We start from the raw sequence: 23,430 nt of genomic DNA on the forward strand, positions 1-23,430 counted from the left end.
GATCTCGTCGCCGACCTTGACCGATACCTCGATCACGTCGACGCCGTTGTGGCCGCCGATGTCGGGGATGCGGATCTCGCTGCGGCCAACGTTGGCCGCAGCGGCCGGTGCCGGAGCAGCAGCTGGCGCAGCAGCGGGTGCCGGGGCAGCTACCGGTGCGGGCGCAGCCGCGACCGGGGCGGCTACCGCGGCAGCCGGAGCCGGCGCGGCGGCGCTGGCGCCGACTTCGATGATGGCGATCACGTCGCCTTCGGAAATCTTGCCGCCGAGTACGGCGCGCACTTCTTTCACCACACCGGCGGCTTCGGCCGGTACTTCCATGGTGGCTTTGTCGGTTTCCAGCGTGATCAGGCTGTCGTCGATGGCGACGGTCTGGCCCGGCTGGATGAAGACTTCGATGACGTCTACGTTGTTGTGCCCACCGATATCGGGCACTTTCAGTTCGATCAGATTGCTCATGGCTCTATCCACATCGTAGGGCGGAGGCCCGCGTGACGGGCAAGGCGTGACGCCTTGCCCGCGGCGGGCTCCGCCAACATTCGGCTTGGTATCCCGGCTGCCGTCTGGCGGTGGCCGGATCGCGCGTTGCTGCAGGAGCGGCGAAAGCCACGCGGGTGACTTTCGCCGGTATCAGGGTTGGCCGCAACGGCCGCGCCTTATACCTTCCAGCTAGGCAGCTTGGCGACGTTGATACCGTACTTGGTGATGGCTTCCTGGACGCGGGCGGCGTCGATCTTGCCGTCGCGTGCCAGTGCCGACAGCGCGGCCACGGCGACGTAGCGGCGATCCACTTCGAAGAACTCGCGCAGCTTGGCGCGGCTGTCGGAGCGGCCGTAACCGTCGGTCCCCAGCACCACGTAACGGCCAGGCACGTATTCACGGATCTGGTCGGCGTAGTTGCGGATGTAGTCGGTCGCGGCGATCACCGGGCCGGAACGGCCGGCCAGCTGCTGCTCGACGTAGGACAGGCGCTGCTCGCCTACCGGGTGCAGCAGGTTGTGACGCGAGGCTTCCATGCCGTCACGACGCAGCTGGTTGAACGAGGTCACGCTCCAGATATCGGAGGCAATGCCGAAGTCGTTGCGCAGCAGGTCGGCGGCGGCAATCACTTCGCGCAGGATGGTGCCGGAGCCCATCAGCTGGACTTTCACCGCGGCGTCGCCACCGTCCTTGAACAGGTACATGCCCTTCAGGATGCCGTCTTCGGCGCCCTGCGGCATCGCCGGGTGGGTGTAGTTCTCGTTCATCAGCGTGATGTAATAGAACACGTCCTGCTGTTCCACGTACATGCGCTTCAGACCGTCCTGCAGGATCACCGCCAGTTCGTAGGCGAAGGTCGGATCGTAGCTGATGCAGTTCGGGATCAGGCCGGCCTGGATGTGGCTGTGGCCGTCTTCGTGCTGCAGGCCTTCACCGTTCAGCGTGGTACGGCCGGCGGTGCCGCCGAGCATGAAGCCGCGGGCGCGCATGTCGCCTGCTGCCCAGGCCAGATCGCCGATACGCTGGAAGCCGAACATCGAGTAGTAGATGTAGAACGGAATCATCGGGATGCCGTGGTTGGCGTAGCTGGTCGCTGCCGCAATCCACGAGGACATCGCGCCCGGCTCGTTGATGCCTTCCTGCAGCATCTGGCCGTCCTTGGATTCCTTGTAGAACATCAGCTGGTCGGCGTCCTGCGGCACGTAGTTCTGGCCCTGGGTGGACCAGATGCCGTACTGGCGGAACATGCCTTCCATACCGAAGGTACGCGATTCGTCCGGCACGATCGGCACGATCTGCTTGCCGATGTTCTTGTCCTTGAGCAGGATGCCCAGCTGGCGCACGAAGGCCATGGTGGTGGAGAACTCGCGCTCGCCGGAATCATTGAACTGGCTGTCGAACACGTGCAGGCCCGGGATGGCCAGCGGGGTTTTCACCGGTTTGCGCGCCGGCAGGTAGCCACCCAGCGCGGCGCGGCGTTCGCGCATGTACTGCATTTCCGGGCTGTCTTCGGCCGGCTTGTAGTACGGCACGCTTTCCAGATCGGCGTCGGAGACCGGGATGCCGAAGCGGTCGCGGAACTTGCGCAGGTTGTCCAGCGCCATTTTCTTGGCCTGGTGGGCCACGTTCTGCGCCTCGCCGCTGGAGCCCATGCCGTAACCCTTGATGGTCTTGGCCAGGATCACGGTCGGACGGCCGTTGGCGTTGTGGGTGGCTTCGTGATAGGCGGCGTACACCTTGTGCGGGTCGTGGCCGCCACGGTTCAGCGCCCAGATCTCGTCGTCGGACATGCTGGCCACCATCTCGCGCAGCTCCGGGTACTTGCCGAAGAAGTGTTCGCGAACGTAGGCGCCGTCCTTGGACTTGAAGGTCTGGTAGTCGCCGTCGACGCACTCGTCCATGCGCTTTTTCAGCAGGCCCTTGGTGTCCATCGCCAGCAGCGGGTCCCAACGGGAACCCCATACCACTTTCAGCACGTTCCAGCCGGAACCGCGGAAGTCGCCTTCCAGTTCCTGGATGATCTTGCCGTTACCGCGTACCGGGCCGTCCAGACGCTGCAGGTTGCAGTTGATCACGAACACCAGGTTGTCGAGGCCTTCGCGGGCCGCCAGCGCGATCGCGCCCAGCGATTCCGGCTCGTCCATCTCGCCGTCGCCGCAGAAGCACCACACCTTGCGACCCGGCGTCTTGGCCAGGCCACGGCTTTCCAGGTACTTCAGGAAGCGCGCCTGGTAGATCGCCATCAACGGGCCCAGGCCCATCGACACGGTCGGGAACTGCCAGAAGTCTTCCATCAGCCACGGGTGCGGATAGGAGGACAGGCCGCCGCCGTCCACTTCCTGGCGGAAGCTGTCCAGCTGCTCTTCGTTGAGACGGCCTTCGAGGTAGGCACGCGCGTACACGCCCGGGGAGATGTGGCCCTGGAAGTACACCAGATCGCCTTCCTGCTCGTCGTTGTGGGCGCGCCAGAAGTGGTTGAAGCCGACGTCGTACAGGGTGGCGGAGGACTGGAAGGAGGCAATGTGGCCACCCAGTTCCAGGTCTTTCTTGCCGGCGCGCAGCACCAGGGCCATCGCGTTCCAGCGGTTGATGGAGCGGATGCGGTGCTCCATCTCGTGATTGCCGGGGGACTTTTGCTCTTTGCCCACCGGGATAGTATTCAGGTATGCAGTCGTCGCCTCGAACGGCAGGTGTGCGCCACGGCGACGGGTACGTTCGACCATTTTCTCCAGCAGGAAGTGGGCACGCTCGGCGCCGTCACTATCCAGTACAGACTCCAGCGCATCGGTCCATTCGTGCGTTTCAACCGGATCGATATCGTCAGGGTAGATTGCTGCCATCTCACATCCTCACTTTTTATTTTCAGTTCACTACCCGGTTGGGCAGCGTCTGCTGTCATGACATTGGGTGCCTTGGTAAAGGCTTTACAGAACTGCGTCGGATTATAATCGAACAATTCCGCAAATAAAATTTGCGAAAGTGAAAAGTTTCTTACATAGCGCAGAGTGTAAATCCTGCCGATTTCCACGCGAAGTGGGCAATTGGGGATATCACTCAAAATCGGCTTTTTCGGCAGCGATATTGCACTGCAATATGTTGTTTTTTTGCGATTATTCGCGGAACGAAGGCAGGCAGGGCAGAAAGCGCCGGCAGCACGCTGCGGAGCGTGGCCGGACGCGGGGCGGGCGTCAGCGCGGCTTGGCCGGATGCTGGCTGTCGATTTCGCGCAAACGCGCCTCGACGGTGGAGCGCAGGTAGAAGTCGTCGCCGCCGGCGCGGCTGGCGAGCTGGTACTGGATGCGCGCCGATTCAAACTCCTGTTCGATATAGAACGCGTGGCCGAGCGCGGCGTGGTAGCGCAGCGCGTCACCCTCGCCGTAGCTGCGCGCCGCCAGCCGCCACAGCGCGGCATTGTCGGGCGCGCGCTTCAGCGCCAGCTCGATCTGCTGCCGCGCCTCGGCGCTGCGCCGCGCCTGCAGCAGGGTGTCGATGCGCGCCAGCCACAGCGCGTCGTTGGACGGGAATTGCTGCAGCGCCTGCTGATAGCGCGCCAGCGCGCCGTCAAGGTTGGCCGCAGCGCGCTGGATGTCGCCGTCCAGCAGCAGCAGCGCCGGATGCGGCGGCAGTTGCCGCTGCGCGCTGGCCAGCGCCTGCTGCGCCTCGTCGTAGCGGCCCAGCTGCAGCAGCGCGCGCGCGAGGCCGTAGTAGGTGGCACCAGGCTGCAGGAAGCGGCCGGCGGCCAGCGCGGTGCGGTAGTGGCGCTCAGCCTCGGCGGCGCCGAGGGTGGCGAGGCGCAGCTTCTCGCGCATCAGCAGGAAGTCCGGGCTGTCGGCACGCATGCGCAGCGGATAGGCCTGCGCGCGGTTCTGCGCCTCGCTGACGCGCTCGCCGGTCAGCGGGTGGGTGCGCAGGAAGCCGAAGGCGTTGTTGTCGTTGTGGCGGTGGGTCTGCTGCAGGCGGTCGAAAAAGCCGGCCATGCTGCGCGCGTCGAAACCGGCGGCGGTCAGGTACTGCATGCCGATGCGGTCGGCCTCGCGTTCGAAATCGCGCGAATAGGCCAGCTGGCGGCTGGCGGCGAGGCCGACGCCGGCGTTGACCATGCCGGCGCTGACATCGCCGTTGGAGGCATTGGACGCCAGCACCCCGGCCAGGATCGCCGCCAGCATCAGCAGGTGGCGGTTACCCTCGCCCTCCTGCATCCGCGCCAGATGGCGCTGGCTGACGTGGGCGATCTCGTGCGCCAGCACCGAGGCCAGTTCGCCCTCACTCTGCGTCGCCAGCAGCAGGCCGCTGTGCACGCCGATCACGCCGCCGGGCAGCGCGAAGGCGTTGATGCTGCGGTCGTTGACGGCGAAGAAGGCGAAGCGCATTCCCGGCAGCTGCGCGCCGGCGGCCAGCCGCCCGCCGAGGTCGGCGAGGTAGGCGTTGACCTCGGCGTCATCGATCACGTCGCCGTCGCCGCGCAGCGAGCGCAGGATGTCGCGGCCGATGCGGTTTTCCTCCGCCTGCGGCAGGGCGGACTCGGCCACCGTGCCGAGGCTGGGCAGGTCGTTGTGGGCGGACAGCGGCGGCGCGGCCAGGGCGGCGAGCAGGCTGGCGACGAGCAGGGCACGGCGGGAGTGTCGTTTCATGCCGCTATGATAGCCAGCGGCGGCCGGAAGTTGCACGCGGCGCGTGGTTTTCAGATCTGGTAGTCGCTGCCGAGGCACAGCTGCTGGATGGCGATGTGGGTGGACAGGTGCAGGCGGCCATCAAAGCGCGCCGCCAGTCCGGCGCGCTTGCACACGTCCAGCACCGGGCCCTTGACCTCGGCCAGGTGCAGGCGGATGCCGCGCTCGGCGAGGCCGTCGTCCAGCCGCTCCAGCATCGCCAGCGCGGTCATGTCGAGGCGGTTCACCGCGCTCATCACCAGCAGCAGGCTGTGGCTGTCCGGGCTGGCGGCGGCCAGTTGCTGGATGGCATTGCCGACGTGGCGGGCATTGCCGAAGAACAGGCTTTCGTCGACGCGCAGCAGCAGCACGCCGGGCAGCGGCTCGGTGTGGTAGCGCAGCACGTTGCGGAAGTGCTCGGTGCCGGGCACCCGCCCCAGCACCGCGATGTGCGGCCGGCTGCTGCGCATCAGCCACACCGACAGCGAAATCACCACCCCGGCGACGATGCCGGCATCGACGCCCAGCGCCAGCACCAGCAGGAAGGTGACGGCAAACGCCACCGCGTCGGCGCGTTCGGTGCGCCATGCCGCACGCAGCGCGGAAAAATCGATCATCACCGCCACCGAGGCGATGATGGTGGCGGCCAGCACCGCCAGCGGCAGATTGGCCAGCAGCCCGGTGGCGGTGCCCAGCAGCAGCACCATCAGCGCGGCGGTGATCAGCGACGCCAGCTGGGTATTGGCGCCGGCGTCGGCATTGACCACCGAGCGGGTCAGGCCGCCGGTGACCGGAAAGCCGCCGCTAAGGCCGGCGCCGAGATTGCACAGCCCCAGCGCCAGCAGCTCGCGGTCGGGGTCGATGGTCTCGCGCCGCGGCGCGGCCAGCATCTGCGCCACCGACAGGCTCTGCACGTAGTTGATCAGCGCGATGAAGAAGGAAGGCATCACCAGCGGCGCGAGGCCCAGCGACGGCAAGGCCGCCAGCCGCAGCGCCGGCAGCCCGCCCGGCACCACGCCGACCACCGGCAGTTGCGCCTGCCAGCCGGCCAGCGTCACCGCCAGCAGGCCGCCGAGCACCACCAGCATCGGCGCGGTGCGCGACAGCGTGCGCGCCACGCCGGATGCCAGCCCCAGCGCGTGCAGCAGACTGGCCAGATAGCGCCGCGCCAGCACCAGCAGCAGCAGCGCGATCAGCCCCAGCAGCAAGGCCAGCGGATTGAGCGCCGCGACATGGGCGAGGAAGGCCTGCGTGATCTCCGGCAGGCTGGCGCCGCCGGCGCGGAAGCCGGCCAGCGGCGCCAGCTGCGACAGCACGATCAACAGCGCCGAGGCGGCGGTGAAACCGGCCAGCACCGGCTGCGACAGCGCGTCGGCGAGGAAACCGAGGCGCAGCAGGCCGAACAGGAACAGCATGGCGCCGGACAGCAGCGCCAGCCAGATGGCCGCCAGCAGGTAGTCGTCGCTGCCGGCTGCGGCCAACCTTGACAGCGTCGCCGCCACCAGCAGCGAGGTCACCGCCATCGGCCCCACCGACTGCGCGTGGCTGCCGCCGCTGAACGCGTACAGCAGCAGCGGCAGCAGGCTGGCGTAGAGGCCGGCTTCCGGCGGTAGGCCGGCCACCAGCGCATAGGCCAGCCCCTGCGGCACCAGCAGCAGGGTGACGATCACCCCGGCGCTGACATCGCCGGGTAGGTCGGCACGGCGGTAGTGGCGCAGCCAGCGCGGCAGCCAGTTCATCGCGACAGCGCTTTGTCCAGCGGCCGGAACAACAGCATGCCCACCACCATCGCCAGCACGAACAGCAGCCCCGGCCATTGCAGGCTGCCCAGCAGCACCAGCCCCGGGCCGGGACAGATGCCGGCGATGCCCCAGCCGATGCCGAACAGCACGCTGCCCAGCACCAGCCGCGGCGTGATGCCGCTCTTGCCCGGCAGGTGGATGGGCGCGCCCGACCACGACGGCAGCTGGCGATGGCTGCGCGACTCGGCGAGGCGGAACAGCGGCAGGCCGACGGCGATGGCGCCGCCCATCACCAGCGCCAGCGACGGATCCCACTGTCCGGCGAGATCGAGAAAGCCGATCACCTTTTGCGGATTGCTCATCCCCGACAGCAGCAGGCCGATACCAAACAGCAGGCCGATGGCAAACGCCTGCCCTGCTTGTGCATGGTGTTTCATCTTGTTCTCCTCACACCAGCAGGTGGCGCAGCAGGTAGACCGCGGCAAAGCCGGCCCCCATGAACGACAGCGTCGCCACCAGCGAGCGCGGCGACAGCCGCGACAGGCCGCAGACGCCGTGGCCGCTGGTGCAGCCGGAGGCAAAGCGGGTGCCGATGCCGACCAGCAGCCCGGCCAGCAGCAGCTGCGGGGTATCGACCATCATCCGGACCGCCGGCAGCTCGCCGCGCAGCAGCAGGTACAGCGCCGGCGCCAGCAGCAGGCCGCCGACAAAGGCGACGCGCACGGCACGGTCCGGCGCGCCATCCACCAGCCCGCCCAGCAGGCCGCTGATGCCGGCAATGCGTCCCAGCCCCAGCGCCATCCACGCCGCGGCCAACCCGATCAGCATGCCGCCGGCCAGTGCCGCCAGCAGCGCCGCCGGATCCCAGATGATGTTCATGGTGTGACTCCTCGATCAGGGTGACGGCGGTTTCGGCCCCGCGTCGTCGGCACAAAACAGGCTGTGCAGCGTGCCGAGGATGGCCATCGCCTCCTGGCTGGCTACACTGTAGTAGATCCACTTGCCCTCGCGCCGGGTGTTGACCAGCGCCTCGTTGCGCAGCACGCCCAACTGCTGCGACAGCGTCGGCTGGCGGATACCGGTCAGCCGCTCCAGCTCGGACACGCTCTTCTCGCCGTCCACCAGCTGGCACAGCAGCAGCAGCCGGTCTTCGTTGGCCAGGCTTTTCAGCAGGCTGGTGGCGCGTGACGCGTTGTCATGCAAGATACTCAGATCCATGGTGGGTATTTCCTCCTGTCTGTCTTGTTATTTTATCGCAGCGCGTTTTTATTATATTTACAAATATAATGTTACGCAATATATTGACTGCACTACCTGTCCTGCCACGAGGAGTCACGATGAATCCCCAAGTCCACGCCAGTTTCGATCCCGTCACCTGGACCATCAGCTATGTGGTGTACGACCAGCGCGGCGGCCATGCGGCGATCATCGACCCGGTGCTGGACTACGATCCCAAGTCCGGACGCACCGCCACCACCGCCGCCGACCGGCTGCTGGCCTTCGTGCGCGAGCAGCAGCTGACGCTGGACTGGATCATCGAAACCCACGCCCACGCCGACCACCTGTCCGCCGCCGCCTACCTGAAACAGCAGCTGGGCGGCCGCATCGCCATCGGCCAGCAGATCGACGGCGTGCAGCGCGTGTTCAAGGGCATTTTCAATCTCGAAACCGGCTTCGCCACCGACGGTCGGCAATTTGACCACCTTTTTGCCGATGGCGACACCTTTGCCATCGGCCAGTTGCAGGCGCAGGCCATCGCGGTGCCCGGCCACACTCCGGCCGACATGGCCTATCACATCGGCGACGCGATCTTTGTCGGCGATACCCTGTTCCTGCCCGATGTCGGCACCGCGCGCTGCGACTTCCCCGGCGGCAATGCCGCGGCACTATACCGCTCCATCCGCCGGCTGTTGTCGTTTCCTGACCACACCCGGCTGTTCATGTGTCACGACTACCCGCCGGAAGGCCGCGCGCCACAGTGGCAGTGCACGGTGGCCGAGCAACGCGCACACAACATCCACGTCCACGACGGCATCAGCGAGGCCGACTTCGTGCAGCTGCGCGAGGCGCGCGACGCGACGCTGGCGATGCCGGTGCTGATCCTGCCGGCGATCCAGGTCAATATCCGCGCCGGCCAGCTGCCGCCGGCCGAGGACAATGGCACCGCCTACTTAAAGATTCCGCTGAATCTGCTGTAAACTGCAGCCATCGTGATGACATCGGGCGCGCGGCGACCCGTACCCTAATGGACCCCTATCCCTTACCCCCGGCACCGGCGCGACTGGTGCACGAACGCGGCGTGCCGGCCTTCGGCATGTACCGCGGTACCGTCGAACAACTGTCGTGGCAGGCGCTGAAGGCGCCGCTGGCCAAGCAATTGACGCGCCAGCTGCACCACAAGCGCTGGCAATACGCCGCCATCGGCCACGCCGACTTCTTCATCGGCGTGGCGGTGGTCGATACCGGCTGGTGCGGCAGTGCCTTTGCCTACCTGTTCGATCGCCGCCGCCGCGAGCTGGTCGCCAGCTTCAGCAGCAACGGCCTGCCACTGGTGTCCACCCGCATCGAGAACCGCAGCTTTGGCGACGCCACCTTCCGCCAGGGCAAGAACTGCATCGCCTTCCGCCGCGCCGACAAGCGCCTGGAGCTGACCGTCAACACCCCGGCGCTGCAACTGGCGGCACACATCGCGCTGCCGGCACCGCACAGCGTGATGGCCGCCATCGCCCCCGCCAACTGGCTGGCGCACGCCACCCACAAGAGCAGCGCGCTGCCGATCAGCGGCTTTGCCGACTGCGGCGGCCGGCAGCTGGTGCTGGATGACGCCATCGCCAGCCTCGACGCCTCCAACGGCCTGCTGGCGCGCGACACCGCGTGGCGCTGGGCCAGCGCCCACGACCACCGCATCGGCTTCAACCTGCAGCAGGGCTATATGGGCGACGCCGAAAACGCGGTGTGGCTGGACGGCGTGCCGCACCGCGTCGGCCCCGCCCGCTTCGACTTCGACGCCGTGCAGCCGCTGGCACCGTGGCAGATCAGCACCGACGACGGCGCGGTGGCGCTGACCTTCACCCCGGAAGGCGCGCGCCAGCACGACCAGGACCTGCTGATTGCCGCCAGCCGCTACCTGCAGCCGATCGGCTGTTTCAGCGGCCGCATCATCCACCCGCACACCGGCGTCGCGCACGAGGTGTCGCAGCTGCTCGGCATCACCGAAGACCACCACTCGCGCTGGTAGCCCCCGCCTGCGGCCAACGTTGGCCGCAGGCGGCGAACGCTGCGCCGTGCCGCCTGTCTCATGATGCAGGGAGCAGCCGTCTACCGGCTGCGGCCGCGGCCGTCCCGCTGCGGCGCCTTGCCTGGAGTGCGGCCAACCATGTTCGACAAGATCCTGATCGCCAACCGTGGCGAAATCGCGCTGCGCGTGCTGCGCGCCTGTCACGAGCTGGGCATCAAGACGGTGGTGGTGCACTCCGAGGCCGACCGCGACACCAAGTACGTGAAACTGTCCGACGAATCGGTGTGCATCGGCCCGCCGCCGGCGGCGCACAGCTACCTGCACATCCCGGCCATCATCGCCGCCGCCGAGGTCACCCGCGCGCAGGCGATCCACCCCGGCTACGGCTTCCTGTCGGAAAACGCCCACTTCTCGCAGTGCGTGGAGGAATCCGGCTTCGTGTTCATCGGCCCGCGCGCCGACACCATCCGCCTGATGGGCGACAAGGTGTCGGCCAAGCAGGCGATGCTGGCCGCCGGCGTGCCGTGCGTGCCCGGCTCCGACGGCGCGCTGCCGGACAACGACAAGGCGGTGCTGAAGATCGCCGCCAAGATCGGCTACCCGCTGCTGATCAAGGCCGCCGCCGGCGGTGGCGGCCGCGGCATGCGCGTGGTGCCGCACGCCGGCGAGCTGCTGGCGGCGATCCAGACCACGCAGCGCGAGGCCGAGGCCGCCTTCGGCAACGGCAGCGTGTACCTGGAACAATACCTGCCGGCGCCGCGCCATATCGAGATCCAGATCCTGGCCGACGAGCACGGCAACGCCGTGCATCTGGGCGAACGCGACTGTTCGCTGCAGCGCCGCCACCAGAAGGTGATCGAGGAGGCGCCCGCCCCCGGCATCAGCGCCGCCCAGCGCAAGAAAATCGGCGAGGCCTGCGCCGACGCCTGCCGTCGCATCGGCTACCGCGGCGCCGGCACCTTCGAATTCCTGTACCAGGACGGCAAGTTCTACTTCATCGAGATGAACACCCGGGTGCAGGTCGAGCATCCGGTGACCGAGATGATCACCGGCATCGACATCGTGCAGGAGCAGATCCGCGTCGCCGCCGGCCTGCCGCTGCGCTTCCGGCAACAGGACATCCACTTCCGCGGCCACGCCATGGAGTGCCGCCTCAACGCCGAGCACGCGTTCAGCTTCCGGCCGTCGCCGGGGTGCATCGAGCACTACCACCCCGCCGGCGGCCCCGGCATCCGCATCGACTCGCACATCTACCAGGGCTATCAGGTGCCACCGCACTATGATTCGATGATCGGCAAGCTGATCGCCTACGGCGACGACCGCGCACAGGCGATGGCGCGGATGCGCGGGGCGTTGCGCGAGCTGGCGATCAGCGGCATCGACACCAATCTCCCGCTGCACCAGCTGCTGCTCAGCGACCCCGGCGTCATCGCCGGCAGCACCAGCATCCACTATCTGGAACAATGGCTGGCCGCGCACCAACAATCGACACCAGGATAAAAACGATGCCCGACGCCACGCTGCAACTGCGCCCGGCGCACCCCGACGATGCCGCCGACCTCGCCCGTCTCAGCGGCGAGCTGGGCTATCCCGCCAGCGCGGCACAACTGCGACAGCGGCTGGCCATACTGCTGGCGGCACCGCAACAGCACTTCGTCTGCATCGCGCAATGGCAGGGGGAGACCTGCGGCTGGATTCACGGCTTTGTGCGGCCGTTGCTGGAGTCCGACACCTGCGTCGAGCTGGGCGGGCTGGTCGTGGCGGCGGCACAACGCGGCCACGGTATCGGCAGCGCGCTGCTGGCGGCATGCGAGCAGTGGGCGAAAACGCAGGGCATCCACCAGCTCGGCTTGCGCAGCGCCGAGCACCGCCAGGATGCGCACCGCTTTTACCGGCAGCACGGTTATGTCCATGTCAAAACCTCGCTCACGCTGCGCAAAACCCTGGCATCAGACGGCGCCCCCCGCTGACAAAGCCGGCACGAGACCGTCGCCAAAACCCGTGGTAGCATGGCGCCCGACCCCGATAGAGCAAACACACCAATCCCGTGCCCCTGCCCGCTACCCGCGGGCAAACTTCAAGACAGGAGAACACCATGGGCCTGCTTAACAGCTTGCTGGAACACAACCGCGCCTTCGTCGAAGCGCGCGAATACGAGCAATTTTCCACCGACAAATTCCCGGACAAGAACCTGGTCGTGCTGTCCTGCATGGACGCCCGGCTGGTGGAACTGCTGCCCAAGGCGATGGGGCTGAAGAACGGCGACTTCAAACTGATCAAGAACGCCGGCGCGCTGGTCACCCACCAGTGGGGCTCGGTGATGCGCTCGCTGCTGGTCGCGGTGTACGAACTGCGCGCCGAGGAAATCTGCATCGTCGCCCACCACGATTGCGGCATGCGCGCCATCGATCCGAACCGCATCCTGGACCATGCGCAGGAACGCGGCGTGTCGGCGGACACCATCGCCACCCTGCGCGGCGCCGGCATCGACCTGGACGCGTGGCTGAAGGGTTTCGACAACGTGCAGGACAGCGTGCGCCACACCGTGGCCACCATCCGCAGCCATCCGCTGATGCCGAAAGACATCCCGGTACACGGCCTGGTGATCCACCCGGCCACCGGCGCGCTGGACGTGATCGTCGATGGCAACCAGCCCGGCTGAACACCCGCCGCGCATCGGCGTGTTCGGCGGCACCTTCGACCCGCTGCACGCCGCCCACCTGCGCCTGGCGCGCGCCTTTCGCGACGAGCTGGCGCTGGACGAGGTGCGGCTGATCCCGGCCGGCCAACCCTACCACCGCGACCGTGCCCCGCACGCCAGCGCCGCACAGCGGCTGGCGATGCTGGACGCGGCGCTGGCCACCGAGGCACCCGGTCTGGTCAGCGACGACCGCGAGGTGTGCCGCGCGCGCCCCGCCTACACCGTCGACACGCTGCAGGAGCTGCGCGACGAGCTGGGCGACAAGGCCGAGCTGTGGTTCCTGATCGGCGGCGATTCGCTGCAACAGCTGCACACCTGGCAACGTTGGCCGCAGCTGCTGCAACTGGCCAACCTCGCCGTCGCCATCCGTCCCGGCTTTGTTGCGGCCAGGCTTGATCCGGCTGTCGCCACCCTGTGGCAGGCGCGGCAAGTATCTGATTTTTCAAATCGAACGCCTTCCGGTACAATCCGCGCCTTGGACTTGCCGCCCATCACCCTCTCTGCCACCGACATCCGCCAGCAACTGGCGGCGGGGCAGGACTGCAGCGCGCTGCTGCCAGCGGCGGTGCTGGCTTATATCCGCCGGCACCGGCTATACCGCTGAAGCACACAGCGCAACACGCGGCGGCAAGCAGGATTTGCACTGGCCGGCGGTTGCCGGCCGTTTGCTCTTTTGCGGAACCTCTGGCCACGCCGGGCGCTGACGCGTCGCCACGTCCCCTGACACCGAATCACAAGGATGCACATGGAAGTTCAAGAAATCGTCAAACTGGCCATCAACGCGCTGGAAGACGTTAAAGGTAAAAACATCGTCTCGCTGGACACCAGCAAGCTGACCTCGCTGTTCTCGCACCTGATCGTCGCCACCGGCGACTCCAACCGTCAGGTGAAGGCGCTGGCCAACAACGTGGCGGTGGATCTGAAGGCCGCCGGTATCGAGCTGGTCGGCACCGAAGGCCACGAAAGCGGCGAGTGGGTACTGGTCGATGCCGGCGACGTGGTCATCCACGTGATGCTGCCGGCGGTACGCGACTACTACGACATCGAGGCACTGTGGGGCGGCCAGAAGCCGTCGTTCGTGCCGGTCGGCGGTCGTCCGTGGGATGCCACCGCAGCGGAGTAATCCCCGCCCTGCCGTGATCGCAAGCGCACCGCCCAGGCGGTGCGTTGTGCTTTGCGGCCAACCTTTTGCCCTGTAGCCCTGCCATGAAAATTACCCTGCTGGCCGTCGGCACCAAGATGCCGCGCTGGGTGGACGAAGCGTTCAACGACTACGCCAAGCGCTTTGGCCGCGACATCAGCTTCGAGCTGAAAGAGATCAAGCCGGAGAAGCGCGGCGGCGGCGTCACCGCCGAGAAAGGCATCGCCGCCGAGCACGAGCGCATCGTGGCGGCCATTCCGCCGCGCAGCAAGCTGCTGATCCTCGACGAGCGCGGCAAGAACTGGACCTCGGTGCAGCTGGCCGGCGCGATGAAGGAATGGATGGCCGGCGGCGACGACATCTGCATCGTCATCGGCGGTGCCGACGGGCTGTCGCAGGAACTGAAAGCCAGCGCCGACATCATGCTGCAGCTGTCGGCGATGACGCTGCCGCACGGCATGGTGCGCGTGCTGCTGGCCGAGCAGCTGTACCGCGCCTACTCCATCCTCAACAACCACCCCTACCACCGCGAATAAGCGCACCGGTTGCGGCCAAGCTTGGCCGCAGCCTCACGCCGCCGGCCGCCAGGCTGCGACATTTTGCCGCATTCCCGCCTGCGCCGGCCGCGCCTAGACTGGCGTCCTGTTTCCCCATACCGGACCGACCATGAAATCCCTGCTCCTCGCCCTCGGCCTGCTGCTTGCCAGCGGCACCACCCTCGCCCACGTCACCCTGGAAAGCCGCGACGCCGTCGCCGGCAGCAGCTACAAGGGCGTGCTGCGCCTGCCGCACGGCTGCAACGGCAGCGCCACCACCAGTGTGCGCGTGCAACTGCCGGACGGCTTCCGCCTCGCCAAACCGATGCCCAAGGCCGGCTGGCAGCTGCAAACGGTGCGCGCCGCGGTGACGCCGTTCGACAACCACGGCCAGACGGTGCGCGAGGACGTGCGCGAGATCGTGTGGTCCGGCGGCCAGCTGCGCGACGATTTCTACGACGAATTCGTGTTCCGTGGCACCCTGCCCGACCGTGCCGGCGAAACCGCCTGGTTCAAGGTGATCCAGCAGTGCGGCACCCAGGAAATCCGCTGGCAGCAGCTGCCGCAGGACGGCGGCAACGGCGAGTTTCCCGCCACCGGCGTCAAGCTGCAGCCGGCACCAGCGGCGGCACACGTGCACTAACGCTTAACAATCGCGGCGGCGGCGAACGGTCGCCGCGATTTGTCGCATTTAATTTAAACACTTTTACAACAAATCTAAGGACAGCCGATCCCGGGCATCGCCCTGCCCCTGCTCGACATACGTCATTGACATAAAAAAGACCACTACGCCGGTGACGACGCAACTGGAAAATGGCCACTTCACTCAGTAACATGAAGGTATCGCTCCTTCACCCTGAGCCTGAGTTCTTTACATCATGACGAACCGCCTGTTACTGACCATCGTGCTGCTGCTGGCCACAAGCCCGGTGCTGGCACTCGGTCCCCTGCCCGCCGATGATTTCCTCGCCGACGCGGTGCGCCCCGGTCTCGGCGCCACCCTCAGCTTCGATGCCCTGCCGGAACCACCGCCGGCGCCCGAGTCACGCGGTGACGCGGTGCCGGCCGTCAAGACCCCGGCCTATAACCGGCAACAGGCGGCGCTGTTCAACAAGCTGATCAATCAGGTGGCACGCGAGCACAAGCTGGATCCGCAGCTGCTGCACGCCATTGTCACCGTCGAATCCGGCTACAACCCGGTGGCGACCTCGCCCAAGGGCGCGCAGGGGCTGATGCAGCTGATGCCGGACACCGCCGCCCGTTTCGGCGTGCGCAATCCGGCGGACCCGCTACAGAGCCTGCGCGGCGGCGCACGTTACCTGCGCTTCCTGCAGGGCCACTTCAAGCAGGACATGACCCTGGTGATCGCCGCCTACAACGCCGGCGAGGGTGCGGTCGGCAAATACCGCAACACCATCCCGCCGTATCGCGAGACCCGCGAATACGTGGCCAAGGTGCTGGCGTCCTACGAGTCGCGCGCCGGCCAGCCGCTGGTGCCCTCGCGCCAGCCACGCTTCCAGCTGATCCTGCCGCCGCCGCTGTTCCCGCTGTAAGGCGGCCAGCCGCCACAAACAAAAGCCCCTGTCCGCGGACGAGGGGCTTTTGTTTGGCCGGCACGTTGCAACTCAGCGTGCGGCGAGGCTGGCGGCCAGCCGTTTCAGGCTGTGCCAGGCGTCGCCCTGCGCCACGCCCTTGATCTGGCGGTCGATGCGCGCGCACTCGGTCAGCGCCTGCATCAGCCGCGCGCCGCCGATGCGCTTCAGCGCCGGCTCCGCCAGCCGCTGCTTGTCCCCCCACAGCCGCAATTCATTGGCCATGTCGCGCACGCCACGGCCGTCCTTCAGGCCGCGCCCCAGCTTGATCAGCATGCGCACGTCCTCGGTAAACGACCACAACACCAGCACCGGCGCCTCGCCCTCCGCCTCCAGCCCGTCCAGCATGCGCGCGGCGCGCGCCACGTCGCCGGCGAGCCAGCTCTCGGACAAATGAAAGACGTCGAAGCGCGCCACGTTGGCCACCGCGTCGCGGATGTCGGCCAGGCTCAGCTCGCCCTGCGGGTACAGCAGCGCCAGCTTGTCGATTTCCTGCTTCGCCGCCAGCAGGTTGCCCTCCACCCGGTCGGCAAAGAAGCTGGCCGCGTCATGGCCCAGGGTCTGGCCTTGGCGCTGCAGCCGCCGCGCGATCCACGCCGGCAGCTCGTGGCGGCCCACCGGTTTGGCCTCGGTGATCACCGCGCTCTTTTCCAGCGCGGCAAACCACTTGCTCTTCTGCTGGCTGCGGTCCAGCTTCGGCAGTTGCAGCAGGGTGATGGTGTCCGGCGGTGGGCTGGCGGCCAACCTTTGCAGCGCCTCGCCGCCCTCCACCCCCGGCTTGCCGCCGGGAATGCGGATTTCCAGCAGCTTGAGGCTGGCAAACAGCGACACGCTGCTCATCGCGTCAGTCAGCTGCGACCAGTCGAAATGCGCGCCCTCCACCGTCAGCACCTCGCGCTCGGCATAGCCGGCCTGTCGTGCGCGGCTACGCAGCGCGTCGGCGGCCTCCAGCGCCAGCAGCGCTTCCTCGCCGTGGATCACGTACAGCGGCGCCAGCGTGCGCGCCAGCTGCGTGATGAAGGCGTCAGGGCTTAATGCTGGCATTGCCCGGTTTCGGCAGGTAGGCGAGACGGTGCATCAGCTGCTCGGCGGCATCGCGGCGCATGTCTTCCAGCAACAGCGCTTCCTCGCGCTCCTTGCCCAGCACCGCGCTGTCGCTGTAGCTCAGCTCGCGGCGCACCACCACCGTCAGTGGCAACGGCATGTCCTCGCCCTTGCGCTGCACGCTGGCCTCGACACGGTAGGTGAGCAGGTATTCGTTGACCTTGCCGCCGCGGTTGATGGTCAGGATGTCCTTGGCATTGGCGGTGCTGTCGATGGTCAGTACCACCTCGGCGTCGGCGGCACGGCTTTGCAGCTGCACGCGACCGTCGCGCTGCAGCGCGCTTTGCAGCGGCTCGGCCAGGTTGCCCGCCTGCTGGATGGCGATGCTGGCAAACGGCAGCGGCGTCAGCGGCGCCGACAGCCCGCGCAGGTGAAAGCCGCAGGCGCTCAGCGCCAGCAGGGCGCCGGCCAGCAGCGTGCTCTTGATCAGTCGGTTCATACGACACTCCGGTGTGCGCCGCGGTGACAAGGCGGCTGACGGGCATACCGTCAGCCGCCTTGTTGCGTTACGGCGTATTGCTAGCAGGATTAAACGACGATGTTCACCAGGCGGCCCGGCACCACGATGATCTTCTTGGCCGGCTTGCCTTCCATGAACTTGATCACGTTGTCGTGCGCCAGCGCGGCGGCTTCGATCACGTCCTTGCCGGCGTCGGCGGCGACGGTGACACTGCCGCGCAGCTTGCCGCACACCTGCACCATCAGCTCGATCTCGCTCTTCACCAGCGCGCTCTCGTCCACCTGCGGCCAGGCCTGCGCCAGCAGCTCGGTGCCCGGACGCAGTTCGCTCCAGATCGCCTCGGTGATGTGCGGCACGATCGGCGACAGCAGCACGGTGACCGCTTCCAGCACTTCCTGCGCCACGGCGCGGCCAACGTCACCGCTGGTATCGGCCTTGTCCAAGGTATTGAGCAGCTCCATCACCGCGGCGATGGCGGTGTTGAACTGCAGACGGCGGCCGTAGTCGTCGGCCACTTTCTGGATGGTGCTGTGCAGCTTGAAGCGCAGCTCTTTCTGGCTGGCGTTCAGCTCGCCGCCGGCGTAAGCGGTGGTGATGCCGGCGGCCACGTGCTCGCGGCTGAGTTTCCACAGCCGTTTCAGGAAGCGGAACGCACCCTCCACGCCGGCGTCGGACCATTCCAGCGACTGCTCCGGCGGCGCGGCAAACATCATGAACAGGCGCGCGGTGTCGGCGCCGTAGTTTTCGATGAATTCCTGCGGATCGACGCCGTTGTTCTTGGACTTGGACATCTTCTCGATGCCGCCGACCACCACCGGCTGGCCGTCGACGCGGTGGGTCGCGCCCACGATCTTGCCCTTGGCGTCGCGTTCCAGCACCACGTCCTGCGGCGCGATCCAGTCCTTGCTGCCGTTAGGCAGGTCGCGGTAGAAGGTCTCGCAGATCACCATGCCCTGTGTCAGCAGGCTCTTGAACGGCTCGTCGCTGTCCACCAGGCCTTCGTCGCGCATCAGCTTGTGGAAGAAGCGCGCGTACAACAGGTGCAGGATGGCGTGTTCGATGCCGCCGACGTACTGGTCCACCTGCAACCAGTAGTTGGCCGCATGCTTGTCCAGCATCGCGGTGTCGCAAGCCGGGCTGGCGTAGCGCGCGTAGTACCAGCTGGACTCCACGAAGGTGTCCATGGTGTCGGTTTCGCGGCGGGCTTCGCCACCGCAAGTCGGGCAAGTGGTCTCGTAGAATTCCGGCATCTTGGCCAGCGGCGAACCGGCGCCATCGGGAATCACGTTTTCCGGCAAGACCACCGGCAGCTGCTCGGCCGGTACCGGCACGTCGCCGCAGCACGGGCAGTGGATGATCGGAATCGGGCAGCCCCAGTAGCGCTGGCGGCTGATGCCCCAGTCGCGCAGGCGGTACTGGGTTTTCTTGGCACCGGCGGACTTGGCTTCCAGATCGGCGACGATGGCGTCAAAGGCGGCGGCAAAGTCCAGACCGTCGTACTTGCCGCTGTTGACGGTTTTCAGGCCTTCCTTGGCGCCGTACCAGTCTTGCCACTGGCTGGCGTCGAAATTGTCGTCGCCGCTGACCGGGGCGTACACCTGGGTGATCGGCAGGCGGTACTTGTTGGCGAATTCGAAGTCGCGCTCGTCGTGCGCCGGCACCGCCATCACCGCGCCTTCGCCGTAGCCCCACAGCACGTAGTTGGCGATCCACACCGGCAGCTTGGCGCCGGTCAGCGGATGGATGACGAACAGGCCGGTATCGACGCCCTTCTTCTCCATCTTGGCCACGTCGGCCTCGGCCACCGAGCCGGCCTTGCACTCGGCGATGAACGCCTGCAGTGCCGGGTTGGCCGCAGCGGCCTGCGTCGCCAGCGGATGCTCGGCGGCGACGGCGACATAGGTGGCGCCCATCAGCGTGTCGGGACGGGTGGTGTACACCTTCATCACGCCGTCGTGGCCGATGCTGTCCGTGTCGTAGGCAAAGGACACGTCGGAGCCGAAGCTCTTGCCGATCCAGTTGCGCTGCATGGTCTTCACCTGTTCCGGCCAGCCGTCCAGCTTGTCCAGATCATTCAGCAGCTCGTCGGCGTACTTGGTGATGGCAAAGTAGTACATCGGGATTTCACGCTTTTCCACCAGCGCGCCGGAGCGCCAGCCGCGGCCGTCGACCACCTGCTCGTTGGCCAGCACGGTCTGGTCGACCGGGTCCCAGTTCACCACCCCGTTTTTCTTGTAGATGATGCCCTTCTGGAACAGGCGGGTGAACAGCCACTGCTCCCAGCGGTAGTAGTCGGGCTTGCAGGTGGCCAGCTCGCGATCCCAGTCCAGCGCAAAGCCGAGGCTGTCCAGCTGCTTTTTCATGTACTCGATGTTGGCGTAGGTCCACGCCGCCGGCGCGCCGCCGTTCTTCATCGCCGCGTTTTCCGCCGGCAGGCCGAAGGCGTCCCAGCCCATCGGTTGCAGCACGTTGAAGCCCTGCGCCCGCTTGAAGCGCGCCAGCACGTCGGTAATGGTGTAGTTGCGCACGTGGCCCATGTGCAGCTTGCCGGACGGGTAGGGGAACATCGACAGCGCGTAGTATTTCGGGCGGGTGGTGTCTTCGACGGCTTTGAAGGCGGCGGTGGCCTGCCACTTCTGTTGGGCGGCGGCTTCAAGCTCGCGCGGGCTGTATTGTTCTTGCATGGAGATCTCTAGGCGCAAAAAAGCGTGAAAATTCAATCGCAACATTATAGCGGCGAGTTGCCATCGCCGCGAAGCGCTGCACGGAAAAGGTTGGCCGCAACGCCGGCCTAGGGTCTTTTGAGAGGCGCCTAACCCTGGCGCAGCAGGCCGAGCAGCATCTCGCTGGCCATCACCACCATCAGCAGCGCAAAGCCCTTTTTCAGCTTCGCCACCGGCAGCGCGTGGGCGGCACGCGCGCCCAGCGGCGCGCACAGCACCGTCATCAGCATCAGCGCCAGCATCGCCGGCAGGTAGATGAAGCCGAACGCGCCCCACGGCAGCCCCGGCGTCTGCCAGCCGGCGGCCAGATAGCCGAGCGCGCCGGACACCGCGATCGGCCAGCCCAGCGCGGCGCTGGTGGCGATGGCGGTATGCATGCGCACATTGCACCAGCCCATGAACGGCACGCTCATCGAACCGCCGCCGATGCCGACCCAGCTCGACACCATGCCGATCACGCCGCCGGCGGCGCTCTGGCCGGCAATACCCGGCAGCTCGCGGCTGGCAGCCGGTGCCGCGCCGAAGAACATCTGTGCACCGATCACGTAGGCGTAGATCACGAAGAACCAGCGCAGGCCGTTGCTGGGAATCCAGCCGGCCAGCAGGCTGCCGACAAAGGTGCCGACCATCATCGCCGGCGCCATGCCGCGCACGATGGCCCAGTTCACCGCACCCTTCTTGTGGTGCGCGCGCACGCTGGCCACGCTGGTGAACACCATCACCGCCAGCGAGGTCCCCACCGCCAGATGCTGCACGTAGTTGCCGCCGAGCCCGGCTGCGTCCAGCACGCCGACCACTACCGGCACGATCACCAGCCCGCCGCCGACCCCGAGCAGGCCGGCGAGAAAGCCGGCGACCACGCCGCAGGCCAGCAATACCGCAATCAGCGTCAACGACAACATCAGAGCAGGTTCTCCATCAGGTAATGCCATTGCTGCGGCGTGACCGGCGTGATCGACAGCCGGTTGCCGCGTTGCAACACCGTCATCTCCAGCAGCGCCGGATGCTGGCGCAAGGCGGCCGGCGACAGCAGCGCGGTCTTGCGCACGAAGCGCACGTCGACGCACTGCCAGCGCGGCTGCTCGGGGCTGGATTTGGGATCGAAATACGGGCTGGCGGGATCGAACTGGCTGGAATCGGCGTGCGCGGCGCCGACCACCTCGGCGATACCGGCAATGCCCGGTTGCGGGCAGGACGAATGCCAGAACAGCAGCTGGTCACCCGGCTGCATCTGGTCGCGCATGAAATTGCGCGCCTGGTAATTGCGCACCCCGGTCCACTCGAACGCGCGCTCGGGGTTGGCCGCGAGGTGGTCGATGCCCACCTCGTCCGGCTCCGACTTCATCAACCAGTACGCCATGCCTGTCCTCCGTGGCCGGTGCTCGCCACCGGGCGCGATGTCATATAATGCGACCTTCCCTTCCTCCCACCATTCAGAAGAGACAATGTCATGAAAACAGTCCTGCTTGCCAGCCTGACGCTACTACTTGCCGCCTGTACCATCAGCGGCCCGCGCGTATCGGTGAAGCCGATCGAAATCAAGCCGCTGGAAATCGAGATCGGCGACGGCCATCGCGGCAGCGGTTCGTTCTGCCCGCCGGGCCAGGCCAAGAAAGGCAACTGCCGCTAAGCAGCACCGCGCCGGCAACCGCCGGCCGCATTACGCCGGCGCCGCCAGGCGTCGGTAACGGATCAGGCCGGATTCGGTCAGCAGGTAATCCAGCTGCACGTCCCACGGCTCTTTCGGCACCGCCGCCACCCGCTGGCAGTCGAAGGCGACGCCGACCAGCAACGGCCGCCGCCAGCGGCGGAAACCGTTGAGATAGGCCAGCGTGGTGTCGTAAAACCCCCCACCCTGCCCCATGCGATAGCCCTGCTCGTCCACCGCCAGCAGTGGCACGAACAGGATCTCCAGATCGCGGGCCCGCCAGTTGGCGCCGTCGAATTCCGGAATGCCGTAGCGGTTGTGATACCAGCGCCCGCGCGCATCCAGCACCGAAAACAGCATCTTGCGCCCGCGCAGCGGCAGCGCCGGCAGCGCCACGCGGCAGCCGTGCGCCAGCGCGCGCGCCATCAGCGCGTCCAGCCCCAGCTCCGAGCCGGTGGCGACATAGGCGCCGATGCGGCGGCCATGGCGGAAAAAACGGCGGGCATGGTAACTGATCGCCTTTTCGGCGTGATGGCGTTGTGCGGCAGGAATGGCTTTGCGCGCCTGGCGAATCTCGCGGCGCAAACGCGCCTTGTCAGCGGCAGCAGAGGATGTCATGGGCGGAAGGGGGAGTCCCCCGCGAGAGTCGATCGGGCCGAATTCGCTTGTACCCTGTTTCCAGGGGGGGTCGCCGGCCAGTAGCTTCGGGCACATCCGCAAAGGGACGCGACACACCTGCTACTCATGCTGACAACCAAAAGCGAACGCATTGGTACAAAGGAATTATGGGCCGTCTCGAACACCGCAGGGGATTGAACGGATATTCGTTTAGAACAGGTTTTGCTGGCTCTGGCGTAACGCCTCGTCAGCGGCCTCGCTCATGTGTTGTATTTTACGCCTGATTGTCGCCATCTCCAAGCCACCATCGCCGACTTTTACTTTCAGCAGGTCGTGGGCGATGTTGAGGGCGGCCATGATCGCGATCTTGTCGGCGTCGACGATGCGGCCGCCGCTCTGGATCGCCTGGATCTTGTCCGCCAGCAGGCGTACCGCCTGCTCCAGCGTGTCGCGCTCTTCCAGCGGCGTGCCGATGGTGAACTGGCGCCCGAGCAGGGTCACATCTACCTGTACGATCTCGCTCATTCGGCATCCTCCTGCGGCAGGCGCGTCATCAGCGCGGCAACGCGGTGGCGGGTTTCCTCCAGCGCGAATTTCATTTCGGCATTTTCCTTCATGGTCTGCGCCAGCACCTCGGCGAAGCGGCCATTCTGGTTTTCCAGCTCGTGGATGCGCGCAATCAGCGCCACCACACGGCCTTCCAGATAATCGAGTTCTTGTTCCATAGCGGCGAGGATAGCCAAGGGTAGTGGAGGCGTCAAACCGGGTCTGCCGCCGTCGCCCGGCACGGGCGCCCAG

At 66.8% G+C, this 23,430-nt stretch carries 26 protein-coding genes; 11 read left to right on the top strand and 15 right to left on the bottom strand.

All coding sequences use genetic code 11. From position 1 onward, the window contains the following. The 7 genes from ACG97_RS13910 to ACG97_RS13940 all read right to left on the bottom strand — a co-directional run. Nucleotides 1–459 (bottom strand): biotin/lipoyl-containing protein (locus ACG97_RS13910; RefSeq protein ID WP_047967976.1); only part of this gene is annotated, 459 nt, incomplete at its 3' end. Between the two features lie 197 nt (nt 460–656). Next, nucleotides 657–3,320, bottom strand: coding sequence for a pyruvate dehydrogenase (acetyl-transferring), homodimeric type (gene aceE, locus ACG97_RS13915; protein WP_047967977.1), 2,664 nt, complete (start codon nt 3,318–3,320; stop codon nt 657–659). Between the two features lie 348 nt (nt 3,321–3,668). Then, entirely contained in the window at nt 3,669–5,111 is a 1,443-nt protein-coding gene (locus tag ACG97_RS13920; protein WP_047967978.1) for a M48 family metalloprotease, read from the bottom strand. 50 nt (nt 5,112–5,161) lie between these two features. Continuing rightward, on the bottom strand, nt 5,162–6,868 hold the full coding sequence (locus ACG97_RS13925) for a SulP family inorganic anion transporter (RefSeq protein WP_047967979.1): 1,707 nt from the start codon (nt 6,866–6,868) through the stop codon (nt 5,162–5,164). Then, nucleotides 6,865–7,308: a DUF6691 family protein gene (locus tag ACG97_RS13930; RefSeq protein ID WP_047967980.1), complete on the bottom strand. Its 444-nt coding sequence runs from the start codon at nt 7,306–7,308 to the stop codon at nt 6,865–6,867. The genes ACG97_RS13925 and ACG97_RS13930 overlap by 4 nt, the downstream gene beginning before the upstream one ends. Nucleotides 7,309–7,318: 10 nt before the next feature. Next, entirely contained in the window at nt 7,319–7,750 is a 432-nt protein-coding gene (locus ACG97_RS13935) for a YeeE/YedE family protein (protein ID WP_047967981.1), read from the bottom strand. A gap of 15 nt (nt 7,751–7,765) precedes the next feature. After that, on the bottom strand, nt 7,766–8,089 hold the full coding sequence (locus ACG97_RS13940; RefSeq protein WP_047967982.1) for a helix-turn-helix transcriptional regulator: 324 nt from the start codon (nt 8,087–8,089) through the stop codon (nt 7,766–7,768). Nucleotides 8,090–8,208: 119 nt separating this feature from the next. Here ACG97_RS13940 and ACG97_RS13945 point away from each other — a divergent pair, with 119 nt between their 5' ends. The 10 genes from ACG97_RS13945 (at nt 8,209) to ACG97_RS13990 (ending at nt 16,040) form a co-directional block, all read left to right on the top strand. Next, nucleotides 8,209–9,069, top strand: coding sequence for an MBL fold metallo-hydrolase (locus ACG97_RS13945; RefSeq protein ID WP_047967983.1), 861 nt, complete (start codon nt 8,209–8,211; stop codon nt 9,067–9,069). Nucleotides 9,070–9,116: 47 nt separating this feature from the next. After that, nucleotides 9,117–10,109 carry a DUF2804 domain-containing protein gene (locus ACG97_RS13950; RefSeq protein WP_047967984.1) on the top strand — a complete coding sequence of 331 codons (993 nt, stop codon included), beginning with the start codon at nt 9,117–9,119 and terminating at the stop codon, nt 10,107–10,109. A gap of 138 nt (nt 10,110–10,247) precedes the next feature. Then, a complete protein-coding gene (accC, locus tag ACG97_RS13955; protein ID WP_047967985.1) occupies nt 10,248–11,609 on the top strand; it encodes an acetyl-CoA carboxylase biotin carboxylase subunit in 1,362 nt (453 codons plus the stop codon). A 5-nt stretch (nt 11,610–11,614) separates the two neighbouring features. After that, a complete protein-coding gene (locus ACG97_RS13960; protein WP_047967986.1) occupies nt 11,615–12,079 on the top strand; it encodes a GNAT family N-acetyltransferase in 465 nt (154 codons plus the stop codon). Between the two features lie 125 nt (nt 12,080–12,204). Beyond that, nucleotides 12,205–12,771, top strand: coding sequence for a carbonic anhydrase (locus tag ACG97_RS13965; protein ID WP_047967987.1), 567 nt, complete (start codon nt 12,205–12,207; stop codon nt 12,769–12,771). Further along, nucleotides 12,752–13,414, top strand: a complete 663-nt coding sequence (gene nadD / locus ACG97_RS13970) for a nicotinate-nucleotide adenylyltransferase (protein ID WP_047967988.1) — start codon at nt 12,752–12,754, stop codon at nt 13,412–13,414. The genes ACG97_RS13965 and nadD overlap by 20 nt, the downstream gene beginning before the upstream one ends. Before the next feature lie 141 nt (nt 13,415–13,555). Next, a complete protein-coding gene (gene rsfS / locus ACG97_RS13975; RefSeq protein WP_047967989.1) occupies nt 13,556–13,933 on the top strand; it encodes a ribosome silencing factor in 378 nt (125 codons plus the stop codon). An 83-nt stretch (nt 13,934–14,016) separates the two neighbouring features. Further along, nucleotides 14,017–14,487, top strand: coding sequence for a 23S rRNA (pseudouridine(1915)-N(3))-methyltransferase RlmH (rlmH, locus tag ACG97_RS13980; protein ID WP_047967990.1), 471 nt, complete (start codon nt 14,017–14,019; stop codon nt 14,485–14,487). 130 nt (nt 14,488–14,617) lie between these two features. Continuing rightward, nucleotides 14,618–15,130, top strand: a complete 513-nt coding sequence (locus tag ACG97_RS13985; protein ID WP_047967991.1) for a YcnI family protein — start codon at nt 14,618–14,620, stop codon at nt 15,128–15,130. Nucleotides 15,131–15,365: 235 nt separating this feature from the next. After that, nucleotides 15,366–16,040, top strand: coding sequence for a lytic transglycosylase domain-containing protein (locus tag ACG97_RS13990; RefSeq protein ID WP_047967992.1), 675 nt, complete (start codon nt 15,366–15,368; stop codon nt 16,038–16,040). Nucleotides 16,041–16,112: 72 nt separating this feature from the next. Here ACG97_RS13990 and holA read toward each other — a convergent pair whose 3' ends face one another. The 5 genes from holA to ACG97_RS14015 form a co-directional block, all read right to left on the bottom strand. Then, a complete protein-coding gene (holA, locus tag ACG97_RS13995) occupies nt 16,113–17,123 on the bottom strand; it encodes a DNA polymerase III subunit delta (RefSeq protein WP_047967993.1) in 1,011 nt (336 codons plus the stop codon). Further along, a complete protein-coding gene (gene lptE / locus ACG97_RS14000; RefSeq protein WP_047967994.1) occupies nt 17,104–17,622 on the bottom strand; it encodes an LPS assembly lipoprotein LptE in 519 nt (172 codons plus the stop codon). Before lptE ends, holA begins: the two co-directional genes overlap by 20 nt. 89 nt (nt 17,623–17,711) lie before the next feature. After that, nucleotides 17,712–20,327 (bottom strand): leucine--tRNA ligase, encoded by a 2,616-nt coding sequence (leuS, locus tag ACG97_RS14005; RefSeq protein WP_047967995.1) that lies wholly within the window; start codon nt 20,325–20,327, stop codon nt 17,712–17,714. A 128-nt stretch (nt 20,328–20,455) separates the two neighbouring features. Beyond that, the gene (locus ACG97_RS14010) at nt 20,456–21,268 is read right to left on the bottom strand and encodes a sulfite exporter TauE/SafE family protein (protein ID WP_047967996.1); all 813 of its coding nucleotides are present in this window, start codon (nt 21,266–21,268) and stop codon (nt 20,456–20,458) included. Next, on the bottom strand, nt 21,268–21,726 hold the full coding sequence (locus tag ACG97_RS14015) for an EVE domain-containing protein (protein ID WP_047967997.1): 459 nt from the start codon (nt 21,724–21,726) through the stop codon (nt 21,268–21,270). Before ACG97_RS14015 ends, ACG97_RS14010 begins: the two co-directional genes overlap by 1 nt. A 90-nt stretch (nt 21,727–21,816) precedes the next feature. Between ACG97_RS14015 and ACG97_RS14020 the strand changes: the two genes are divergently transcribed. Beyond that, nucleotides 21,817–21,996 (top strand): hypothetical protein, encoded by a 180-nt coding sequence (locus tag ACG97_RS14020; RefSeq protein WP_047967998.1) that lies wholly within the window; start codon nt 21,817–21,819, stop codon nt 21,994–21,996. Nucleotides 21,997–22,026: 30 nt separating this feature from the next. On the opposite strand, the gene ACG97_RS14025 is transcribed toward ACG97_RS14020, so the two are convergent. The 3 genes from ACG97_RS14025 to ACG97_RS14035 all read right to left on the bottom strand — a co-directional run bounded on the left by ACG97_RS14025 (nt 22,027) and on the right by ACG97_RS14035 (nt 23,357). Beyond that, entirely contained in the window at nt 22,027–22,632 is a 606-nt protein-coding gene (locus ACG97_RS14025) for a 5-formyltetrahydrofolate cyclo-ligase (protein WP_047967999.1), read from the bottom strand. Nucleotides 22,633–22,842: 210 nt separating this feature from the next. Beyond that, nucleotides 22,843–23,157 (bottom strand): cell division protein ZapA, encoded by a 315-nt coding sequence (locus tag ACG97_RS14030; protein ID WP_047968000.1) that lies wholly within the window; start codon nt 23,155–23,157, stop codon nt 22,843–22,845. Continuing rightward, nucleotides 23,154–23,357 carry a hypothetical protein gene (locus tag ACG97_RS14035; protein WP_047968001.1) on the bottom strand — a complete coding sequence of 68 codons (204 nt, stop codon included), beginning with the start codon at nt 23,355–23,357 and terminating at the stop codon, nt 23,154–23,156. The genes ACG97_RS14030 and ACG97_RS14035 overlap by 4 nt, the downstream gene beginning before the upstream one ends. Between the last annotated feature and the right edge of the window lie 73 nt (nt 23,358–23,430).

Source organism: Vogesella sp. EB (assembly GCF_001037925.1).
Lineage (GTDB): Bacteria > Pseudomonadota > Gammaproteobacteria > Burkholderiales > Chromobacteriaceae > Vogesella > Vogesella indigofera.